Annotated in this window: 15 protein-coding genes and 1 other annotated feature; of the genes, 11 read left to right on the top strand and 4 right to left on the bottom strand. The window is 42.0% G+C overall.

What is annotated here, in order from left to right; translation table 11 throughout:
* The first annotated feature begins 2 nt into the window (after nt 1–2).
* A complete protein-coding gene (gene fabF, locus LC065_RS18940; RefSeq protein ID WP_226588095.1) occupies nt 3–1244 on the top strand; it encodes a beta-ketoacyl-ACP synthase II in 1242 nt (413 codons plus the stop codon).
* 38 nt (nt 1245–1282) lie between these two features.
* Here fabF and LC065_RS18935 read toward each other — a convergent pair whose 3' ends face one another.
* Complete coding sequence (locus LC065_RS18935) at nt 1283–2284, bottom strand: LCP family protein (protein ID WP_226591591.1); 1002 nt, start codon at nt 2282–2284, stop codon at nt 1283–1285.
* Between the two features lie 174 nt (nt 2285–2458).
* Between LC065_RS18935 and LC065_RS18930 the strand changes: the two genes are divergently transcribed.
* Nucleotides 2459–2659, top strand: a complete 201-nt coding sequence (locus LC065_RS18930) for a YuzI family membrane protein (protein WP_226588096.1) — start codon at nt 2459–2461, stop codon at nt 2657–2659.
* Nucleotides 2660–2749: 90 nt separating this feature from the next.
* Entirely contained in the window at nt 2750–3511 is a 762-nt protein-coding gene (locus tag LC065_RS18925) for a YjbA family protein (RefSeq protein ID WP_226588098.1), read from the top strand.
* 29 nt (nt 3512–3540) lie between these two features.
* On the opposite strand, the gene trpS is transcribed toward LC065_RS18925, so the two are convergent.
* The gene (gene trpS / locus LC065_RS18920) at nt 3541–4542 is read right to left on the bottom strand and encodes a tryptophan--tRNA ligase (protein WP_226588100.1); all 1002 of its coding nucleotides are present in this window, start codon (nt 4540–4542) and stop codon (nt 3541–3543) included.
* 58 nt (nt 4543–4600) lie between these two features.
* Nucleotides 4601–4797: a binding site (T-box leader), on the bottom strand.
* A gap of 53 nt (nt 4798–4850) precedes the next feature.
* Nucleotides 4851–5213, bottom strand: coding sequence for a DUF3899 domain-containing protein (locus tag LC065_RS18915; RefSeq protein WP_226591593.1), 363 nt, complete (start codon nt 5211–5213; stop codon nt 4851–4853).
* A 416-nt stretch (nt 5214–5629) separates the two neighbouring features.
* Here LC065_RS18915 and LC065_RS18910 point away from each other — a divergent pair, with 416 nt between their 5' ends.
* The 8 genes from LC065_RS18910 (at nt 5630) to spxA (ending at nt 15010) form a co-directional block, all read left to right on the top strand.
* On the top strand, nt 5630–7333 hold the full coding sequence (locus LC065_RS18910; RefSeq protein ID WP_306163630.1) for a peptide ABC transporter substrate-binding protein: 1704 nt from the start codon (nt 5630–5632) through the stop codon (nt 7331–7333).
* 181 nt (nt 7334–7514) lie between these two features.
* Nucleotides 7515–8441: an oligopeptide ABC transporter permease gene (gene opp3b, locus LC065_RS18905; RefSeq protein WP_226588104.1), complete on the top strand. Its 927-nt coding sequence runs from the start codon at nt 7515–7517 to the stop codon at nt 8439–8441.
* A gap of 8 nt (nt 8442–8449) precedes the next feature.
* Nucleotides 8450–9580: an oligopeptide ABC transporter permease gene (gene opp3C / locus LC065_RS18900; RefSeq protein WP_226588106.1), complete on the top strand. Its 1131-nt coding sequence runs from the start codon at nt 8450–8452 to the stop codon at nt 9578–9580.
* A 16-nt stretch (nt 9581–9596) separates the two neighbouring features.
* Entirely contained in the window at nt 9597–10655 is a 1059-nt protein-coding gene (locus tag LC065_RS18895; protein ID WP_226588108.1) for an ABC transporter ATP-binding protein, read from the top strand.
* Nucleotides 10652–11590: an ABC transporter ATP-binding protein gene (locus tag LC065_RS18890; RefSeq protein ID WP_226588110.1), complete on the top strand. Its 939-nt coding sequence runs from the start codon at nt 10652–10654 to the stop codon at nt 11588–11590. The genes LC065_RS18895 and LC065_RS18890 overlap by 4 nt, the downstream gene beginning before the upstream one ends.
* A gap of 169 nt (nt 11591–11759) precedes the next feature.
* Nucleotides 11760–12980: a putative glycoside hydrolase gene (locus tag LC065_RS18885; protein WP_226588112.1), complete on the top strand. Its 1221-nt coding sequence runs from the start codon at nt 11760–11762 to the stop codon at nt 12978–12980.
* A gap of 760 nt (nt 12981–13740) precedes the next feature.
* A complete protein-coding gene (locus LC065_RS18880; RefSeq protein WP_226588114.1) occupies nt 13741–14331 on the top strand; it encodes a GNAT family N-acetyltransferase in 591 nt (196 codons plus the stop codon).
* Nucleotides 14332–14614: 283 nt separating this feature from the next.
* A complete protein-coding gene (gene spxA / locus LC065_RS18875) occupies nt 14615–15010 on the top strand; it encodes a transcriptional regulator SpxA (RefSeq protein WP_008638741.1) in 396 nt (131 codons plus the stop codon).
* 85 nt (nt 15011–15095) lie between these two features.
* On the opposite strand, the gene LC065_RS18870 is transcribed toward spxA, so the two are convergent.
* Nucleotides 15096–15761: a TerC family protein gene (locus LC065_RS18870; protein ID WP_226588116.1), complete on the bottom strand. Its 666-nt coding sequence runs from the start codon at nt 15759–15761 to the stop codon at nt 15096–15098.
* Between the last annotated feature and the right edge of the window lie 32 nt (nt 15762–15793).

Here is a 15793-nt window from a genome sequence, read left to right as displayed (position 1 = left end):
TGATGGATAAACATCGTGTTGTCATTACCGGAATGGGAGCCGTTACTCCCGTCGGTAATTCGGTAGAAGAAATGTGGAACAGTATTAAAAATGGTGTGTCCGGAGTAGGGGAAATCACTAAGGTCAATAAAGAAGATTATCCTGTACACGTGGCAGCTGAACTGAAAGACTTCGACCCTTCTGATTATGTAGATCGTAAAGATGCGCGCCGAATGGACCCGTTTGTCCAATATGCGATGGTCGCTGCCCATATGGCCGTTGAGGATGCGAACCTTGAAATTACAGATGATGTGGCTCACAGAACAGGCGTCTGGATTGGATCCGGTATTGGCGGAATGGGAACATACGAGTCTCAATTTGAGACATTCCAGAAAAAAGGCTACCGCCGCGTCAGTCCGTTTTTCATACCGATGATGATTCCTGATATGGCTGCAGGTCAAGTATCCATTGCTCTCGGTGCTAAAGGGATCAACTCCTGTACAGTTACCGCATGTTCATCAGGAGCAAACTCCATTGGAGATGCTTTTAAAGTGATCCAACGCGGCGATGCGGACATCATGATCGCTGGTGGTACGGAAGCGCCTATGAACAAAATGTCTTTTGCAGGATTCGCAGCTGCGCGTGCCCTGTCTCTCAATGAAGATCCTCAAACAGCAAGTCGTCCATTTGATAAAAACCGTGATGGTTTTGTCATGGGTGAAGGAGCAGGGATTTTGATCATGGAAACGCTGGAATCCGCGAAAAAACGTGGAGCGAAAATCTATGGCGAGCTGAAAGGCTATGGTTCAACAGGAGATGCTTATCACATCACTTCTCCGGCACCTGAAGGAGACGGTGCGGCGCGTGCAATGAGACAAGCGATTGATGATGCTGGTTTGAAACCGGAAGATATCGATTACTTGAACGCTCACGGAACGTCCACAGAACTGAATGATAAATTCGAAACACATGCTGCCAAGACAGTATTCCAAGAACATGCGAATAAATTTGCGATTTCTTCGACTAAATCTATGACTGGTCACCTTTTAGGTGCTGCAGGTGCGGTTGAAGCAGTCATTTCTTTAAAAGCTATTAACGATGGAATACTGCCTCCAACGATCAACTACGAAACTCCAGATCCGGAGTGTGATCTTGATTATGTTCCGAATGAGGCACGTAAACAAGACGTGAACACTGTGATGAGTAACTCGCTCGGGTTTGGCGGCCACAATGCTAGTCTTATTTTCCAAAAGTACGAAGAATAAAAAAAGCCCGATGTCTGCAAGCCAGACATCGGGTTTCTTTATTCCTGTTCAAAAAATTGGTGAAGCGTTTGTTTCGTAGATTCTTCATCGTGATTAAGCACCAGCCCGATCGGGTAAGGCTTCCGTTCATCCCATACATTATCAGTGGTAGGGATGCTGATCATATCCATGGATTCCACAGGATTTAGCAAAAGGTCTTTACCAACCTGGATCATTTTACTTCCACCTAGGTTCGTATCAATATAAGGCTGAATGTTCCCAATCAACCGTGGAGCTTTCAGAACTCCTTGAAAAGAGAGGAGTTCATCCTTCAACAATTGAATAACCTTCTGCTGTCTTTCTACTCTGGCAAAATCTCCTCGTGCATCACTGCGATATCTCACATAACCAAGGAGTTCTTCTCCGTTTAGGGTCTGTGTTCCTTGGTGTAATTGGATGTCTGTTGTTCCATCTCCAGATCGGTACTGCATGTTCTTTTCTACATCCACTTTCATGCCATCTGGAGATAAAGTGTCTACAATCTGCGTATACCCTTGAAAGTCCACGATTGAGTAATATTCGGTTTCAATACCTAGATTCACTTCAATAGTCTCACGGAGAAGTTCAGGGCCCCCTAAAGCGAATGCGGCATTCAGTTTGTTGTATCCGTGCCCGGGGATCTCAACGTAAAGGTCCCTCATTAAAGAAGCGACCTTTGCTTCTTTTGAAACGGGATCATATTCTGCGACCATGATCGTGTCCGTCCTTGCAATCTCTGCCCCTCGTTGATCGACTCCTAATAACAGAACGGTCATCTTACCGTCCCCATTATCTCTTCCATTGAAGTCCTCTTTATAGATACTTTCGACCGCTTCTACCTGATCGATACTTTCGGCAGCGGAAGCCTGTTGACTCTTTGCTTGATGCTTACCTGCTAAGTATTCGTACCCAGAGTAACTGATGATTAGTAAAAAGATAAGAGCATACATACCAATAAATAATTTGCGCTTTCGCCTTTTCTTGCTGCGTTTCTGCAAGGATCTCGACTGCGACACTTTCATCACCCTTTCAAACGTATCCACTAAAAAAGCTTGTTTGTTAAATTCTGCCTGGTATTAAATGTACCTGTTCTTGCCAATGAAGTAAAGACTAGGATTTAAAGGGAATTCACCGCATGACAAGGCATTTGCTTTCATAAGATAGCAATAGGAGGACGAGCCGAAGGGGATGAAGTTATGTGGTACTGGATGCTGCTATTAACTGGTTTCGGTTTTGCTGTTGCAGGAGGAACGGTAACAATCACGTATTTGAATCTCGTTCCTGCCGGGTTGAATTGGATTGAATTCTTTATCCTGATCCGCACACGGGTAGAGTGCTATTTTTTTCCTGTCGGGTTGATATTCATTACGACAGCCTTAATTCTTATGGAAGATTAATTTTCTAAAATATGGATTCAAAGAATAAAAAAGCCAGCATTGGTCATAATGTAACCAAAAGAGATCACCGAGTGAAAGTGAGGGTCCGAAATGTTATACATGCATGATCTGTGGGTGAACTGGTTTGAAGGTGAAGAGAATGGGTATAACGTCTGTCGTTTTCATGAATGGCGCAAAGAGGATGGAATTGAGCTGATCGATCAAATTCCTTTGATTTTAATCAGTGATGAACTATTCAATTTTATTGAGAATGATTTGCAAGATCTACCAGCATCGCTGCTTCAGGATGTCCATCGCAAAACGTACATGAAGAAAAATCAAGAACGTCACACGGTTGAATATGCAGCAGTTGTAACGAATGGCAAGGATGTCCTGGTATTTGATACGATTGGCTACACACTTCCAGTTAAGAAGAGCCGTTTAATTCCCAGACAAGAGCGTCTTGTATTTGAAATGGTACAAGGAAAAGAACCTGAGCACTATTTAATAGAAGAAAAAGTTTTAAAAGAACATCATATATTATCATTAGACCCTAGGAAAATGTCAGGATTGACACGGAGAGAACGACAACTAAAACAGCTTTTGATGATGGCACTCGATCAGTTGAAGCAATCAGATCATCCCGAAGAAATCCGCTATTGGCTGACGGAATGGAACCCTGCGCAATATCCGACCATAAAGCAATTCTCAAATGATGAAGCATGGGACCGTTTATATGAAGGAACATGTAATGGATGGTCAATGGCTCACGAAGAACTATGCAAAAAGATGGTGAAAGGGCAGGCTTTCTTTGAAACGATATGGCAAGGGGAGAATGAAGGGGTTTCTCAACATATGAAAAGCCAGAATTGAGGGGAATACTCAATTCTGGCTTTTTTTTGCTATTTCTTCTTCTTCACGCGGCCAAGACCCATGGCTTTCTTTGCCTTGCGGATCATTTTGTTTGCTTCATAGGATGCTTTCTCTGCACCTTCATCTAAGATATCATCCAGTTCCTCTGATTGGATTAAAGTTTCGTAACGTTCCTGGATAGGTTTCAAAACAGCAATAACGGCTTCTGCTACCCCTACTTTGAAATCACCGTATCCTTTTCCTTCATACTTTTGCTCCAACTCTTCGATACTTGCACCACTGCAAGCAGATTCAATTGTCAATAGGTTAGAAACACCAGGCTTGTTTTCTTTATCATACTTCACAATGCCATCTGAATCTGTGACTGCACTCTTAATTTTCTTCATAATTTTCTTTTCATCATCCAGCATGGAAATAAACGCTTTCTGATTTTCATCAGACTTGCTCATTTTCTTCGTAGGCTCTTGAAGAGACATGATTCGCGCACCTTCTTTGGGAATGCTTACTTCTGGAACGGTGAAAATGTCATTGAACTTATTATTGAATCGTTGAGCTAAATTTCTTGTGAGTTCCAAGTGCTGTTTCTGATCATCCCCGACAGGTACGATATCCGTTTTATAAAGGAGAATATCTGCCGCCATCAGTGGAGGATAAGTAAGGAGTCCTGAAGATACACCTTCTTTTCCGCCGGCAGATTTGTCCTTGAATTGCGTCATACGCTCCAGTTCACCAATGTAGCTGACGCACTGTAACATCCAACCCAGCTGGGTGTGAGCGGGAACTTCGGATTGAATGAAAAGGGTCGCTTTTTCAGGATCAATTCCTGAAGCTAAGTAGAGAGCTGCCAGAGAACGGATGTTTTCTCTTAATTTCAAGCGCTCTTGCGGGACAGTTATTGCGTGCTCATCCACAATACAAAAATAGCAGTGGTTATCGTCCTGCAAATCTGTAAAGTGTTTCATAGCTCCAATGTAGTTTCCAAGTGTTAGCGTACCACTTGGTTGAATACCAGAGAAGATTGTTTTTGTCATCATCATCACCTCATCGTTTATTTTCGAACAAAAAAAGATCATTCGTCCCTTCCGTAATGGAAGGGACGAATGATCCGCGGTGCCACCCTAATTACTTCTAAATAAAAAGAAGTCGTCTTGAATCGTTAACGCCGATTTACGTCATTTGAAGCTCCGGAGGCCCAATTCCGTATAGCGTCCTCAGCTGTTTTCACCGACCACAGCCTCTCTGTAAAGGATCCACCCTACGTACTTATCCTTCTTCATTGCTTTTCGTACTATATTAGTAAGTCAGTATTATATCGGATTCATTCATTGTATGCAAGCACTTATCCTGAATAGTAAAGAAAAAGTAAAGCCAGTAAACTTATGCTTAACAATGTCCCATGGAACAAGAAGAACTTGGGTAGAGATTGGTGGACAGTTTGAGAGGGGAGGGGTTTCTCTTCCCAATCATCCAAGTAATCTCTTTGTTTAGACATTCGGTTAGTAAAACGTCTGAACCCGTAAGTGATTCCATCAAAGAATCCACCACGAACGACCCACATGATAATACCAATGAATATATAGAAGTATGCGATGTAGAAGAGCTGGTTAATATAATGAAATAAATCGTAAGCAGGGGCGAGAGCGATAAACAGGATCGTAACGATCGCCATATTTAAACCGAACATCAACCATTTATTTTTCATGATGGTCACATCATTTCCACCTTTCATACAAACTCGACCTATATTATAGCACGTTTAGCAAGTATGAAGGAATTGTTAACACAATAAATAAACAGAAAATTCAGCTTTGGTAAAATATTGTATGGTTTATTCAAACGCTTTAACGTATAACCGTAATAAATAACAATGTTTCAAAATCCCATATCTTTTTTTATGCATAACAGCTTATAAATAATAAGTTTATGCTTATAATATTGTAAAATAAACTGGGTATATAGTCTCATTTTGTGTTACTGAAACGTAATAATGGTGGGAATCCTGGGAGTTTTCAAAAAAAAAGGTAATGCAAAATAGTTAGAAAACTTGTATAATTCGATATGTGGACAAAACGCCACGACAAATTTTTAGAAAATTTTTAGGGGAGGTCATTTTCGATCATGAAAAAGACAAATTGGTTATTGCTAGTACTTGCACTAGTACTTAGCATGTTCCTCGCAGCTTGTTCTGGTGGATCAGACGATACGTCAAATTCCACAGACGATGCTGACTCTGAGGAAACAACAGACACTGAAGATACTTCCGGTGAAGACGGAGAAGCTTCAGGAGAACAAGTACTTAACATTGTAGACAGTGCAGAGATTCCAACAATGGACGCATCTCTTGCAACTGACGCTGTAGCATTCCAATGGCTAGGTTCTACAACAGACGGTCTTTATCGTCTAGGTGAGAACGCTCAGCCAGAACCAGGAATTGCAAAAGACCACGAAGTAAGTGAAGACGGTCTTACATGGACGTTCAACCTTCGTGAAGACGCTGTTTGGTCAAACGGCGATCCTGTCACAGCGAACGATTTCGTTTACGCTTGGCAACGTGCTGTAAATCCTGATACAGGTTCTGAGTACGGCCCATACATGATGGGTGGAGTTATTAAGAACGCACAAGCTGTCGTTGACGGTGAAGTACCTGTCGAAGAGCTTGGTGTTAAGGCTGATGGCGACTACACACTTGTTGTAGAGCTTGAAAAGCCAGTTCCTTACTTCGAATCTTTGACTGCTTTCGGTACATTCCTACCATTGAACAAAGCATTTGTTGAAGAAAAAGGTGAAGATTACGCACTTGAAGCGGACGCGCTACTTTCCAACGGTCCATTCGTTCTTACTGAGTGGAGCCACGGTGAAGGCTGGACGCTTGAAAAGAACCAGGATTACTGGGATGCAGAAAATGTAAAACTTGAAAAAATCAACGTTAAAGTTGTTAAAGAAACATCTACAGCTGTAAACCTTTATGACACTGGTGAAATTGACCGTACTGGTCTTTCTGCAGAATTTGTAGACCAATACCGTACTTCTGACGAGTTCCAAATTGAAGAAGAGCCAGTATTGTTCTACTTGAAGATGAACCATGAAAACGAAGTATTGGGTAACGTTAATGCTCGTAAAGCAATTCAAATGGTCATCGACCGTCAATCCATGGTTGATGTTATCTTGAACAACGGATCTATCCCTGCTGTTGGTCACGTACCACAGAACTTCACGAAACACCCTGAAACTGATGAAGATTTCCGTGAACTTAACGGTGATCTAATTGAAACAAATGTAGAGCAGGCTCAAGAACTTTGGTCTAAAGCTAAAGAAGAGCTTGGTCAAGATTCAATTGAACTTGGCTACCTAGGTGGCGACAGTGAAGTAGCTCAAAACTTGGACGCTTACATCAAGGACCAGCTTGAGCAGCTTGAAGGTTTGACTGTTAAAGTTCAATCTGTACCTTTTAAAGAGCGCCTTCAGCGTGATGAAAACATGGAATATGATATCCAGAACTCTGGTTGGGGTCCTGACTACATCGACCCGAACACATTCCTGAACATGTTTATCACAGATGGTGGAAACAATAAGACTGGTTATTCTTCTGAAGAGTACGATGGTCTAATTGAAAAAGCGAACAATGAGCTTGCACAAGAGCCTGTTGAACGTTTTGAAACTTTCCTAGAAGCTGAAAAAATTCTAATCCAAGACGATGCAGTTCTTGCTCCACTTTATCAGCGTGCATCTGCTCAACTTTGGAAGCCTTATGTTAAAGGTGTAATTGCTCAGCCAATGGGACCTGACTACACTTACAAGTATGCTTATATCGAAGGTAAATAATTGAAATAAGAATTCCCAACCACATATAGGCTTGCTTTAAAGGGGGGAGAGAGTATATGTCCAACGTGTTGGCATATGCTCTCTTTTTCCCTGCCATCAAATTATTCAGATTATAGACAAATTTCTGTCAATTACAACAAGAAGAGAAAGTTTGTAGGTACACACATTCGGAGGTGTTAAAATGGCTCGTTATATTACCCAGCGTTTAATTTATATGGTTATAACGATGTTTTTGATTGCTACCTTAACGTTCTTTCTGATGAAGTTTTTACCAGGTACTCCCCTAAGTGCTGCAGATAAATTATCAGATGAACAGCAAGCAGTCGTGTTAGAAAAATACGGATTGAATGATCCAGTTCCAGTGCAGTATTTCAACTATATGGTCAACTTAGCTCAAGGTGACTTGGGTATTTCCTTCCAGTTTGATAACCGTGAAGTAACGAATATCATTATGGAGCGTATCGGTCCTTCCATGCAGCTTGGTTTCCAAGCAATGGTTATTGGGACAATTATCGGTATGTTGTTAGGGTTAGTGTCTGCCATTTATCATAATGGCATCATGGATTATACATCGACGTTCCTAGCTGTATTAGGGCAGTCGGTTCCATCGTTTGTATTTGCTGGTGTGCTACAATTTTACATTGGCGTTAAATTTGGCTGGTTGCCAGTTGCCCTGTGGGAAGGCTGGGAATATACCATACTACCAACCGTTTCGTTGGCCATCTTCCCAATTGCAATTGCTGCCCGTTTTATGAGAACAGAAATGCTTGAGGTTATGGGATCTGATTATATTGTGACAGCCCGTGCCAAGGGTGTGAATAAAGTCGGTGTTGTATTTAAGCACGGTTTAAGAAACGCTTTAATTCCATTGATTACAGTGTTGGGACCGCTAGCTATAGGGTTGATGACCGGTACACTTGTTATTGAGAATATCTTTGCCGTACCTGGAATTGGTGAGCAGTTCGTTAAGGCGATCAATATGAATGATTACCCAATCATTATGGGAACAACCCTTTTAATTGCTTTCCTATTTATTTTCATCATCCTGGTCATCGACTTGCTTTATGGAGTCATTGACCCTAGAATTCGACTGGCGGAAGGAGAGTAATCTAAGATATGGATAACCATAAACCATCGAAAGATTTATTTGTGCCCGTAGAAACAAAAGAGACAGAAATAGATAAAATTTCTCGGCCGAGCCTATCTTTTTGGCAGGATTCCTTCATCCGTCTACGTAAGAACGTAGGAGCGATGATTGGCCTGGCTGTGTTGATTGTTTTGACATTAATGGCTGCTTTTGGTCCATATATGAATGATTATGGACAGTATGAACAAGACCTTTCTCGTGCAAAAATGCCACCTAAAGTGGAAGGCCTTGGTTGGCTTGGAATGGATGGGACACTTTCTGATGTCCAATCCGCCGGCACATTGGAAGATGCAGAAAAGAAAGCTTTAATGCGTTTTAACAATCAGGAAGAGTTTATCACGACAGAAGTATTAAACGATGGCTCCAATGGTGAGGCGGCAGAAGTTAGAGCCACTTATGACGTCTATGGTGCGAAAGATATGGACGAAAACTTCTGGTTTGGTACAGACGGTCTGGGCCGTGATCAATGGACACGTACATGGATGGGAACGCGTGTATCTCTATACATCGCATTCCTAGCTGCAGTTATTGATATGTTTATTGGTGTAGCTTATGGCGGAATCTCTGCCTACTATGGCGGCCGTGTCGATAACTACATGCAGCGTTTCATTGAAATACTTGTCGGTATTCCGAACCTTGTTCTCGTAATCCTGATGATTCTGATTCTTGAACCGGGGATCTTATCCATTACCATTGCACTAGCAATAGCTGGGTGGATAGGGATGGCCAGGATCGTACGAGGGCAAATCTTAAAGCTGAAAAACCAGGAATTCGTACTGGCCTCCCGCACTTTAGGTGCGAAGGATAGCCGTATCCTGCAAAGACATTTGATTCCAAACACATTAGGATTGATTATCATCAATACGATGTTCTCAATTCCTTCAGCGATATTCTTTGAAGCATTTTTAAGCTTTATCGGACTTGGTCTTCCAACACCGATGGCTTCTCTAGGAACACTAATCAATGCCGGATTCCAATCCTTGCAGATTTATCCGCACATTCTATTGTTCCCGGCAATTATAATTTCCCTTATCATGATTGCCTTTAACGTCTTAGCTGATGGTCTTCGTGATGCATTCGATCCGAAGATGCGCGAATAGGAGGTAGGTGTACAAAATGGAAAAACTACTAGATGTTAAAAACCTGCACGTCTCCTTTGACACCTACAGTGGTGAAGTCAAAGCAGTACGTGGCGTAAATTTTGATGTGAAAAAAGGTGAAACTTTAGCGATTGTAGGAGAGTCTGGTTCCGGTAAATCCGTTACAACTAAAGCTCTCATGCACTTGATTCCAAAACCGCCGGGTCGTATCAAAGAAGGAGAAATCATTTTTGAAGGCCGTGACCTTGCAAAAATGACTGAAAAACAAATGCAGAAGATTCGTGGTAAAGAAATGTCGATGATCTTCCAGGATCCTATGACTTCTTTGAACCCGACGATGAAAGTTGGAAATCAGATCATGGAAGGTCTGATTAAACACCAGAAAATGAGTAAGCCGCAGGCACGTAAACGTGTCATGGAATTACTCGAACTTGTGGGTATCCCAGATGCCGAAAATCGTATGAAACAATACCCTCACCAATTCTCTGGTGGGATGAGACAACGTGTGGTTGTTGCCATTGCATTGGCGTGTAACCCGAAACTTTTGATTGCCGATGAGCCTACAACTGCCTTGGATGTAACCATTCAAGCTCAAATTCTGGAGCTGATGAAGGATATTCAAAAGAAAACAGATTCAGCAACCATTTTCATCACTCACGACCTTGGTGTTGTAGCAAACGTAGCCGATCGAGTAGCGGTTATGTATGCTGGTAAAATTGTCGAAATTGGGACAGTAGATGATATTTTCTACAATCCTCAACACCCGTACACATGGGGGCTTTTAGGTTCTATGCCTTCTCTTGATAGTGAAGATGAAGAGCTCTTCGCTATTCCTGGTACGCCGCCAGATTTACTGGATCCACCAAAAGGAGACGCTTTTGCTGCGCGTAACCAATATGCGATGAAGATCGACTTTGAACAAGAACCACCAATGTTCAAGGTTAGTGATTCACATTACGCAGCTACTTGGTTGCTTCATGAGCATGCACCGAAGATTGAACCACCAGCAGCGGTGAAAAAGCGTATGGAAGGTATGGCGAATTCATCCAGCAGTTCGGAAGGTGAACGAGTATGAGTCAAGAAAAACTAGTCGAAATCAAAAATCTAAAACAACATTTCAAAACAGGCCGGCATAGTGTAGTAAAAGCTGTGGACGGTTTGAACTTCAGCATCTACAAAGGAGAAACATTCGGTCTGGTTGGCGAATCTGGTTGTGGTAAATCTACAACCGGACGAACCATCATTCGTTTGTACGATGCAACAGATGGAGAAGTTATTTTTGATGGGGAAAACGTACATGGGAAAAAGTCTCGTGAAGACCTGAAAAGATTTAACCGTGAAATGCAAATGATTTTCCAGGATCCTTATGCCTCATTGAACCCTCGTATGAAGGTTGAAGATATTATTGCAGAAGGAATGGACATCCATGGGCTAGCGAAAGATTCAAAAGCCCGTAAAGCAAAAGTCCACGAGTTGTTGGAAACGGTCGGATTGAATAAAGAGCACGCCAACCGTTACCCGCACGAATTCAGTGGCGGTCAGCGTCAACGTATCGGTATCGCCCGTGCCCTCGCAGTAGATCCAAGCTTCATCATCGCTGATGAGCCGATATCTGCCCTTGATGTTTCCATTCAGGCACAAGTGGTTAACCTTTTGAAAAAGCTTCAAGACGAAAAAGGCTTAACTTATTTGTTCATCGCCCACGATTTGTCGATGGTCAAATATATCAGTGATCGAATTGGCGTTATGTATTTTGGTAAAATGGTTGAGCTTGCGGATGCAGATGAATTGTATAAGCACCCGATTCATCCCTATACACAGTCTCTACTATCTGCCATTCCATTACCCGATCCGGATTACGAACGTTCTCGTGAGCGTTTCACTTATGATCCTACGAAACATGATTCAAGTGAAGAACCAGAGTTCCGGGAAGTACGTCCTGGTCACTATGTTCTTTGTACTACAAAAGAATTCGAGCAGTACCAACGTGAGCACGGTACGGGAGAATAAAATGATGAAAAGACTCTGTCGAAGTGACAGAGTCTTTTTTTATCTATGTTTAGGAAATTGGTTGTGCAATAGGGAAAAATTATGAAAAAATGTCAGGCAGCTCTGTTATAAATGCTCATCCTCTTTTATAATAAAGATTAGAAGAAATTAGGATAGGAGTAGGATGCACATGGGGAAAAGACAACTATGGATGATTATTTTCACGGGGATTCTCTTTTTCGGAATGATGGGGTCATTACATAACGTTAAGGCCGAAGGTGGAGAAGGAGCGAAAGAGGTCGCGATGCTTACGAAAAAACAATCGGGTTTGAAGGAATTAGCCGTTCCTAGTCCAGCAGCACGGTTTACATATAACTCTGGACTGACCTTCGAATACCCAGATGCCGTCAGAGGTATTTTTGTAACGGGACCTTCTGCGGGTGGAGCGAAGATGGCAGAGCTTACGAAGCTGGTTGAAGATACAGAACTGAACGCCATGGTCATTGATATAAAGGAGGATAAGGGGAACATCACGTTCGAGCCTGAAGAAGGTTCTCCTTATGCGGACGTTGCTGAAGGGTTTATAGATGATCCTCGTGCGATGTTAGAAGAACTAGAAGAAAAGGGAATCTATCCAATTGCTCGAGTGGTTGTATTTAAGGACAGCTTACTAGCGGAAAAGCGTCCAGACTTATCTTTCACAAAAAACGGTCAAGTTTGGAAAAATGGAAAAGGTGAATCATTCGTCAATCCATTTATGGAAGAAGTATGGGAATATAATGTAGAGCTTGCCAAAATAGCAGCAGAAATGGGATTTGAGGAAATTCAGTACGATTATGTTCGCTTCCCAGAGGGCTTTGGAAGCCGTGATGGTGTATTGGAATACGGCCAAGGGAAATATGGAGATATGGACATAGACAACGTACAAAAACGTGTACAGGCTGTTACGGACTTTGTAGAATATGCCAGTAAAGAGTTGGAGTATTATGGGGTTGATGTATCTGTGGATATCTTTGGTTATGCAGCGACTATTACAGAAGCACCGAATATCGGGCAGAATTTCTCAAAAATCTCATCCAACGTTGACGTCATCTCTTCTATGATTTATCCAAGCCACTGGGGACCGTATTTTGGAATCTCCAAACCAGATACCGAACCTTACCGTCTAATAAGTGAATACGCTAAAGTAGAGAACGAGGTATTGGAAACATTGGAGAATTCACCAACTTCCCGTCCTTGGCTTCAGGATTTCGAAGCTCCGTGGCTGTACTCTGGACCTACGAAACAATACGGGAAAGCCGAGGTGGAAGCTCAAATCCGTGCTTTAAACGAGAACGGGATCAACGAATTCCTCCTATGGAATGCTGGAAACAACTACACGAAAGGCGTAGACTATACACCCTTAGATTAGTAAAAAGATTCCACACTTTTTCCTTTATTGAAGATAATGGCAGTCTTGTGGAAGACTCAGTTTCGAGACTTTGGTTGAGTGGATGGGGGCTACGGAGAATAGCTCGCTTTCCGCGGGAGCGCGGTGTGCCTCCTCGGACTGCGTCCTGTGGGGTCTCACCCTGCACTTTTTTCCCGCAGGAGTCTCACCATTCCCCTCCGCCCCTTTACCAAGGAAGATTCTCGAAACCTCTACTGGAAAAATCAGTTTATATGATTGTGGGAAGTGGATGATATTTACTCTCGTCAGCGGGAATTTAGAGCGAAAATTGTTCATACAGAGCTCTTTGTGCTTGCTTGGGAGGGGATAATGGGAGCCCTCCTTCTTGGTACAGGGGTTCGTTTCTCACCTATATCGAATGGGGTGGTTGGGAAGCTGCGAGACTCCCGTGGGAGGAAGCTCGCCACTCCCCCACAGGAAAGCGAGTAGCTTCCCAGCCACCCCTGACGCTCAACCTCGGCAACGAAACCCAAAAGCATCTCGAAATCGAGTCTTCAAGTATAGGGAGCTTATCTGAAACTTTTAAAGGTAAAAAAGGATGAAGGATGTTTCTTAGAGGACATTTTAGGAAATGGATAAATAAAGCATACCTTAAAGGATTCTTCCACATTCTATACACAGCTGACACTACAAATGCAAAAGTAAGTGTATAGAATAGCATTTAACAACTGAATGATTATTCGGTATAATAGAGAATGACTAATCATAAGGGAGTAGATCAATGAATTGGTATGAGAAGTTGAACGAGTATTTCCCAGTAGAGGAAATGAAATCGAAAGAACACATGGAAGCATTATTGAAAGAAAAAAGTAATGTGTACTACAAAGATGAGGGAGAAAACCACGTCCTTATGTACGCGGAATTTGATTCTTTTCTTTTTATCGACTATGTATACGTTTCCACTGCTTCGCGTGGTCAAGGTCTTGGTCATAAACTCATCGAAAAAATGAAGGCGAAAGGGAAGCCGATCATCCTTGAAGTGGAACCTGTCGACTATGAGGACTCGGATACCGAAGCAAGGCTCCGTTTTTATCAACGTGAAGGATTCAAGCATGCAAAATCTATCGGATACACAAGACGTTCTGTGGTTACAGACGAACTTAATCAGATGGAAATCCTTTACTGGTCTCCAGAAGATGCCTCTGAAGAGCAAATCTACAAACAAATGAAAGAGATGTACACAGAAATTCATACGTATAAGGATAAAGAATTTTACGGGAAGTCCTACCAGCCTGTTGATGAAGTTCTGACTCATGATGAAGATCGTGATACAGAAAACATCTTAAAAGAACTGGATAAAACCAAAAACTGATCATGTATGCCCACCGTTAATTATGGTGGGTATTTTCAATGGAACGCTAGTAGTTGAAAATAGAATGTTTTTAATCTTTCTCTTAGAAAGATGTTTAACCCTACATATAACGTGGTATAAGTACATGGAAACGATTTAAAATTGCTTTTTGTAACATATGTTCGTGTTTTTATAGATGAAACTTGACAGGTGTGTTATAGTAGAATCATGGTTAGATTATATTGATTACAATTAAAAAGCAATTAAAGTTCTACCATAAAATATTGAGGAGTGAAGTTTCTGTATGGTTACACTTTATACCTCACCAAGTTGTACATCATGTCGAAAAGCTAAAGCATGGTTGGAAGAGCACGATATTCCTTACACTGAACGAAACATCTTTTCTGAGCCGCTTACGTTGGATGAGATCAAGGAAATCCTACGTATGACGGAGGATGGAACGGAAGAAATCATCTCTACACGCTCAAAGGTATTTCAAAAGTTGAAGGTGGATTTCGATCAGCTGCCGATGCAAGATCTCTTTGACTTGATTCAGGAGAACCCTGGATTGTTACGTCGTCCAATCATCTTGGATGATAAACGACTGCAGGTAGGTTATAACGAAGATGAAATTCGCCGTTTCTTACCTAGAAGTGTTCGCACATTCCAATTGAAAGAAGCTCAACGCTTAGTCAATTAATAAATAAAAAAGCTGTGATGGTGAACATACCATCGCAGCTTTTTTAATTCCCTTATTCTGACATAGAAAATGGGTGCTTTTTTCGTTAGACTGCCGTGCCTTTTCTTTTGTTGGATAAATACCCTAGAGTAACGACTGCAATAACCATAACCACGGCAAACCACTGATGGATAAATGGATAATTCTCCATATACTGGAGGATGTAGCGGTCTTCCATGACCATCTCGGCAGCTGTATAGGTCAGAATCCCAGCTCCGAAATAAATGAGGAGTGGAAACTTGTCCATGAGCACGAGGATGATTCGACTTCCCCAGACAATAATAGGGACAGATACGAGAAGCCCGATCATGACGAGAATGATGTTGTTGTGAGAGGCACCAGCGATGGCAAGTACATTATCAAAACCCATCACGATATCTGCAAACACAATTGTTTTAACAGCAGCAGCAAGGCTGTCTCCTGCTTTAATGTGATCGGTCTCTTCTGTATCAGTTAGCAGTTTCATGGCAATATAAAAGAGAAGCACCCCACCGATTAATTGAAGGTAAGGGATTTGGAGAAGATAAAGAGCAACCATAGTCAAAAGGACTCTGGCAGCGATGGCTAAGCCTGTCCCTAGAAAAATCGCTTTGTTTCTTTGATCAGGGGGTAAATTACGGCTGGCAAGTGCGATGACTACAGCATTATCACCGCCGAGAATGATGTCAATACTGATAATGATAAGTAATGGTTCAAGCAAGTCCCAGTTCATTGAAAAATCCTCCTGCTATGTAGTGACAAACC

The organism is Halobacillus litoralis (assembly GCF_020524085.2).
Taxonomy (GTDB): domain Bacteria; phylum Bacillota; class Bacilli; order Bacillales; family Halobacillaceae; genus Halobacillus; species Halobacillus litoralis_E.
The sequence above is the reverse complement of the archived record's forward strand: the minus strand, read 5'-3'. Positions and strand labels throughout refer to the sequence as shown.

What these genes read in the sequence shown, in the direction of transcription:
- fabF (WP_226588095.1), top strand. Translation starts at nt 3, where the DNA reads ATGGATAAACATCGTGTTGTCATTACCGGAATGGGAGCCGTTACTCCC.
- LC065_RS18935 (WP_226591591.1), bottom strand. Translation starts at nt 2,284, where the DNA reads ATGAAAGTGTCGCAGTCGAGATCCTTGCAGAAACGCAGCAAGAAAAGG.
- LC065_RS18930 (WP_226588096.1), top strand. Translation starts at nt 2,459, where the DNA reads ATGTGGTACTGGATGCTGCTATTAACTGGTTTCGGTTTTGCTGTTGCA.
- LC065_RS18925 (WP_226588098.1), top strand. Translation starts at nt 2,750, where the DNA reads ATGTTATACATGCATGATCTGTGGGTGAACTGGTTTGAAGGTGAAGAG.
- trpS (WP_226588100.1), bottom strand. Translation starts at nt 4,542, where the DNA reads ATGACAAAAACAATCTTCTCTGGTATTCAACCAAGTGGTACGCTAACA.
- LC065_RS18915 (WP_226591593.1), bottom strand. Translation starts at nt 5,213, where the DNA reads ATGAAAAATAAATGGTTGATGTTCGGTTTAAATATGGCGATCGTTACG.
- LC065_RS18910 (WP_306163630.1), top strand. Translation starts at nt 5,630, where the DNA reads ATGAAAAAGACAAATTGGTTATTGCTAGTACTTGCACTAGTACTTAGC.
- opp3b (WP_226588104.1), top strand. Translation starts at nt 7,515, where the DNA reads ATGGCTCGTTATATTACCCAGCGTTTAATTTATATGGTTATAACGATG.
- opp3C (WP_226588106.1), top strand. Translation starts at nt 8,450, where the DNA reads ATGGATAACCATAAACCATCGAAAGATTTATTTGTGCCCGTAGAAACA.
- LC065_RS18895 (WP_226588108.1), top strand. Translation starts at nt 9,597, where the DNA reads ATGGAAAAACTACTAGATGTTAAAAACCTGCACGTCTCCTTTGACACC.
- LC065_RS18890 (WP_226588110.1), top strand. Translation starts at nt 10,652, where the DNA reads ATGAGTCAAGAAAAACTAGTCGAAATCAAAAATCTAAAACAACATTTC.
- LC065_RS18885 (WP_226588112.1), top strand. Translation starts at nt 11,760, where the DNA reads ATGGGGAAAAGACAACTATGGATGATTATTTTCACGGGGATTCTCTTT.
- LC065_RS18880 (WP_226588114.1), top strand. Translation starts at nt 13,741, where the DNA reads ATGAATTGGTATGAGAAGTTGAACGAGTATTTCCCAGTAGAGGAAATG.
- spxA (WP_008638741.1), top strand. Translation starts at nt 14,615, where the DNA reads ATGGTTACACTTTATACCTCACCAAGTTGTACATCATGTCGAAAAGCT.
- LC065_RS18870 (WP_226588116.1), bottom strand. Translation starts at nt 15,761, where the DNA reads ATGAACTGGGACTTGCTTGAACCATTACTTATCATTATCAGTATTGAC.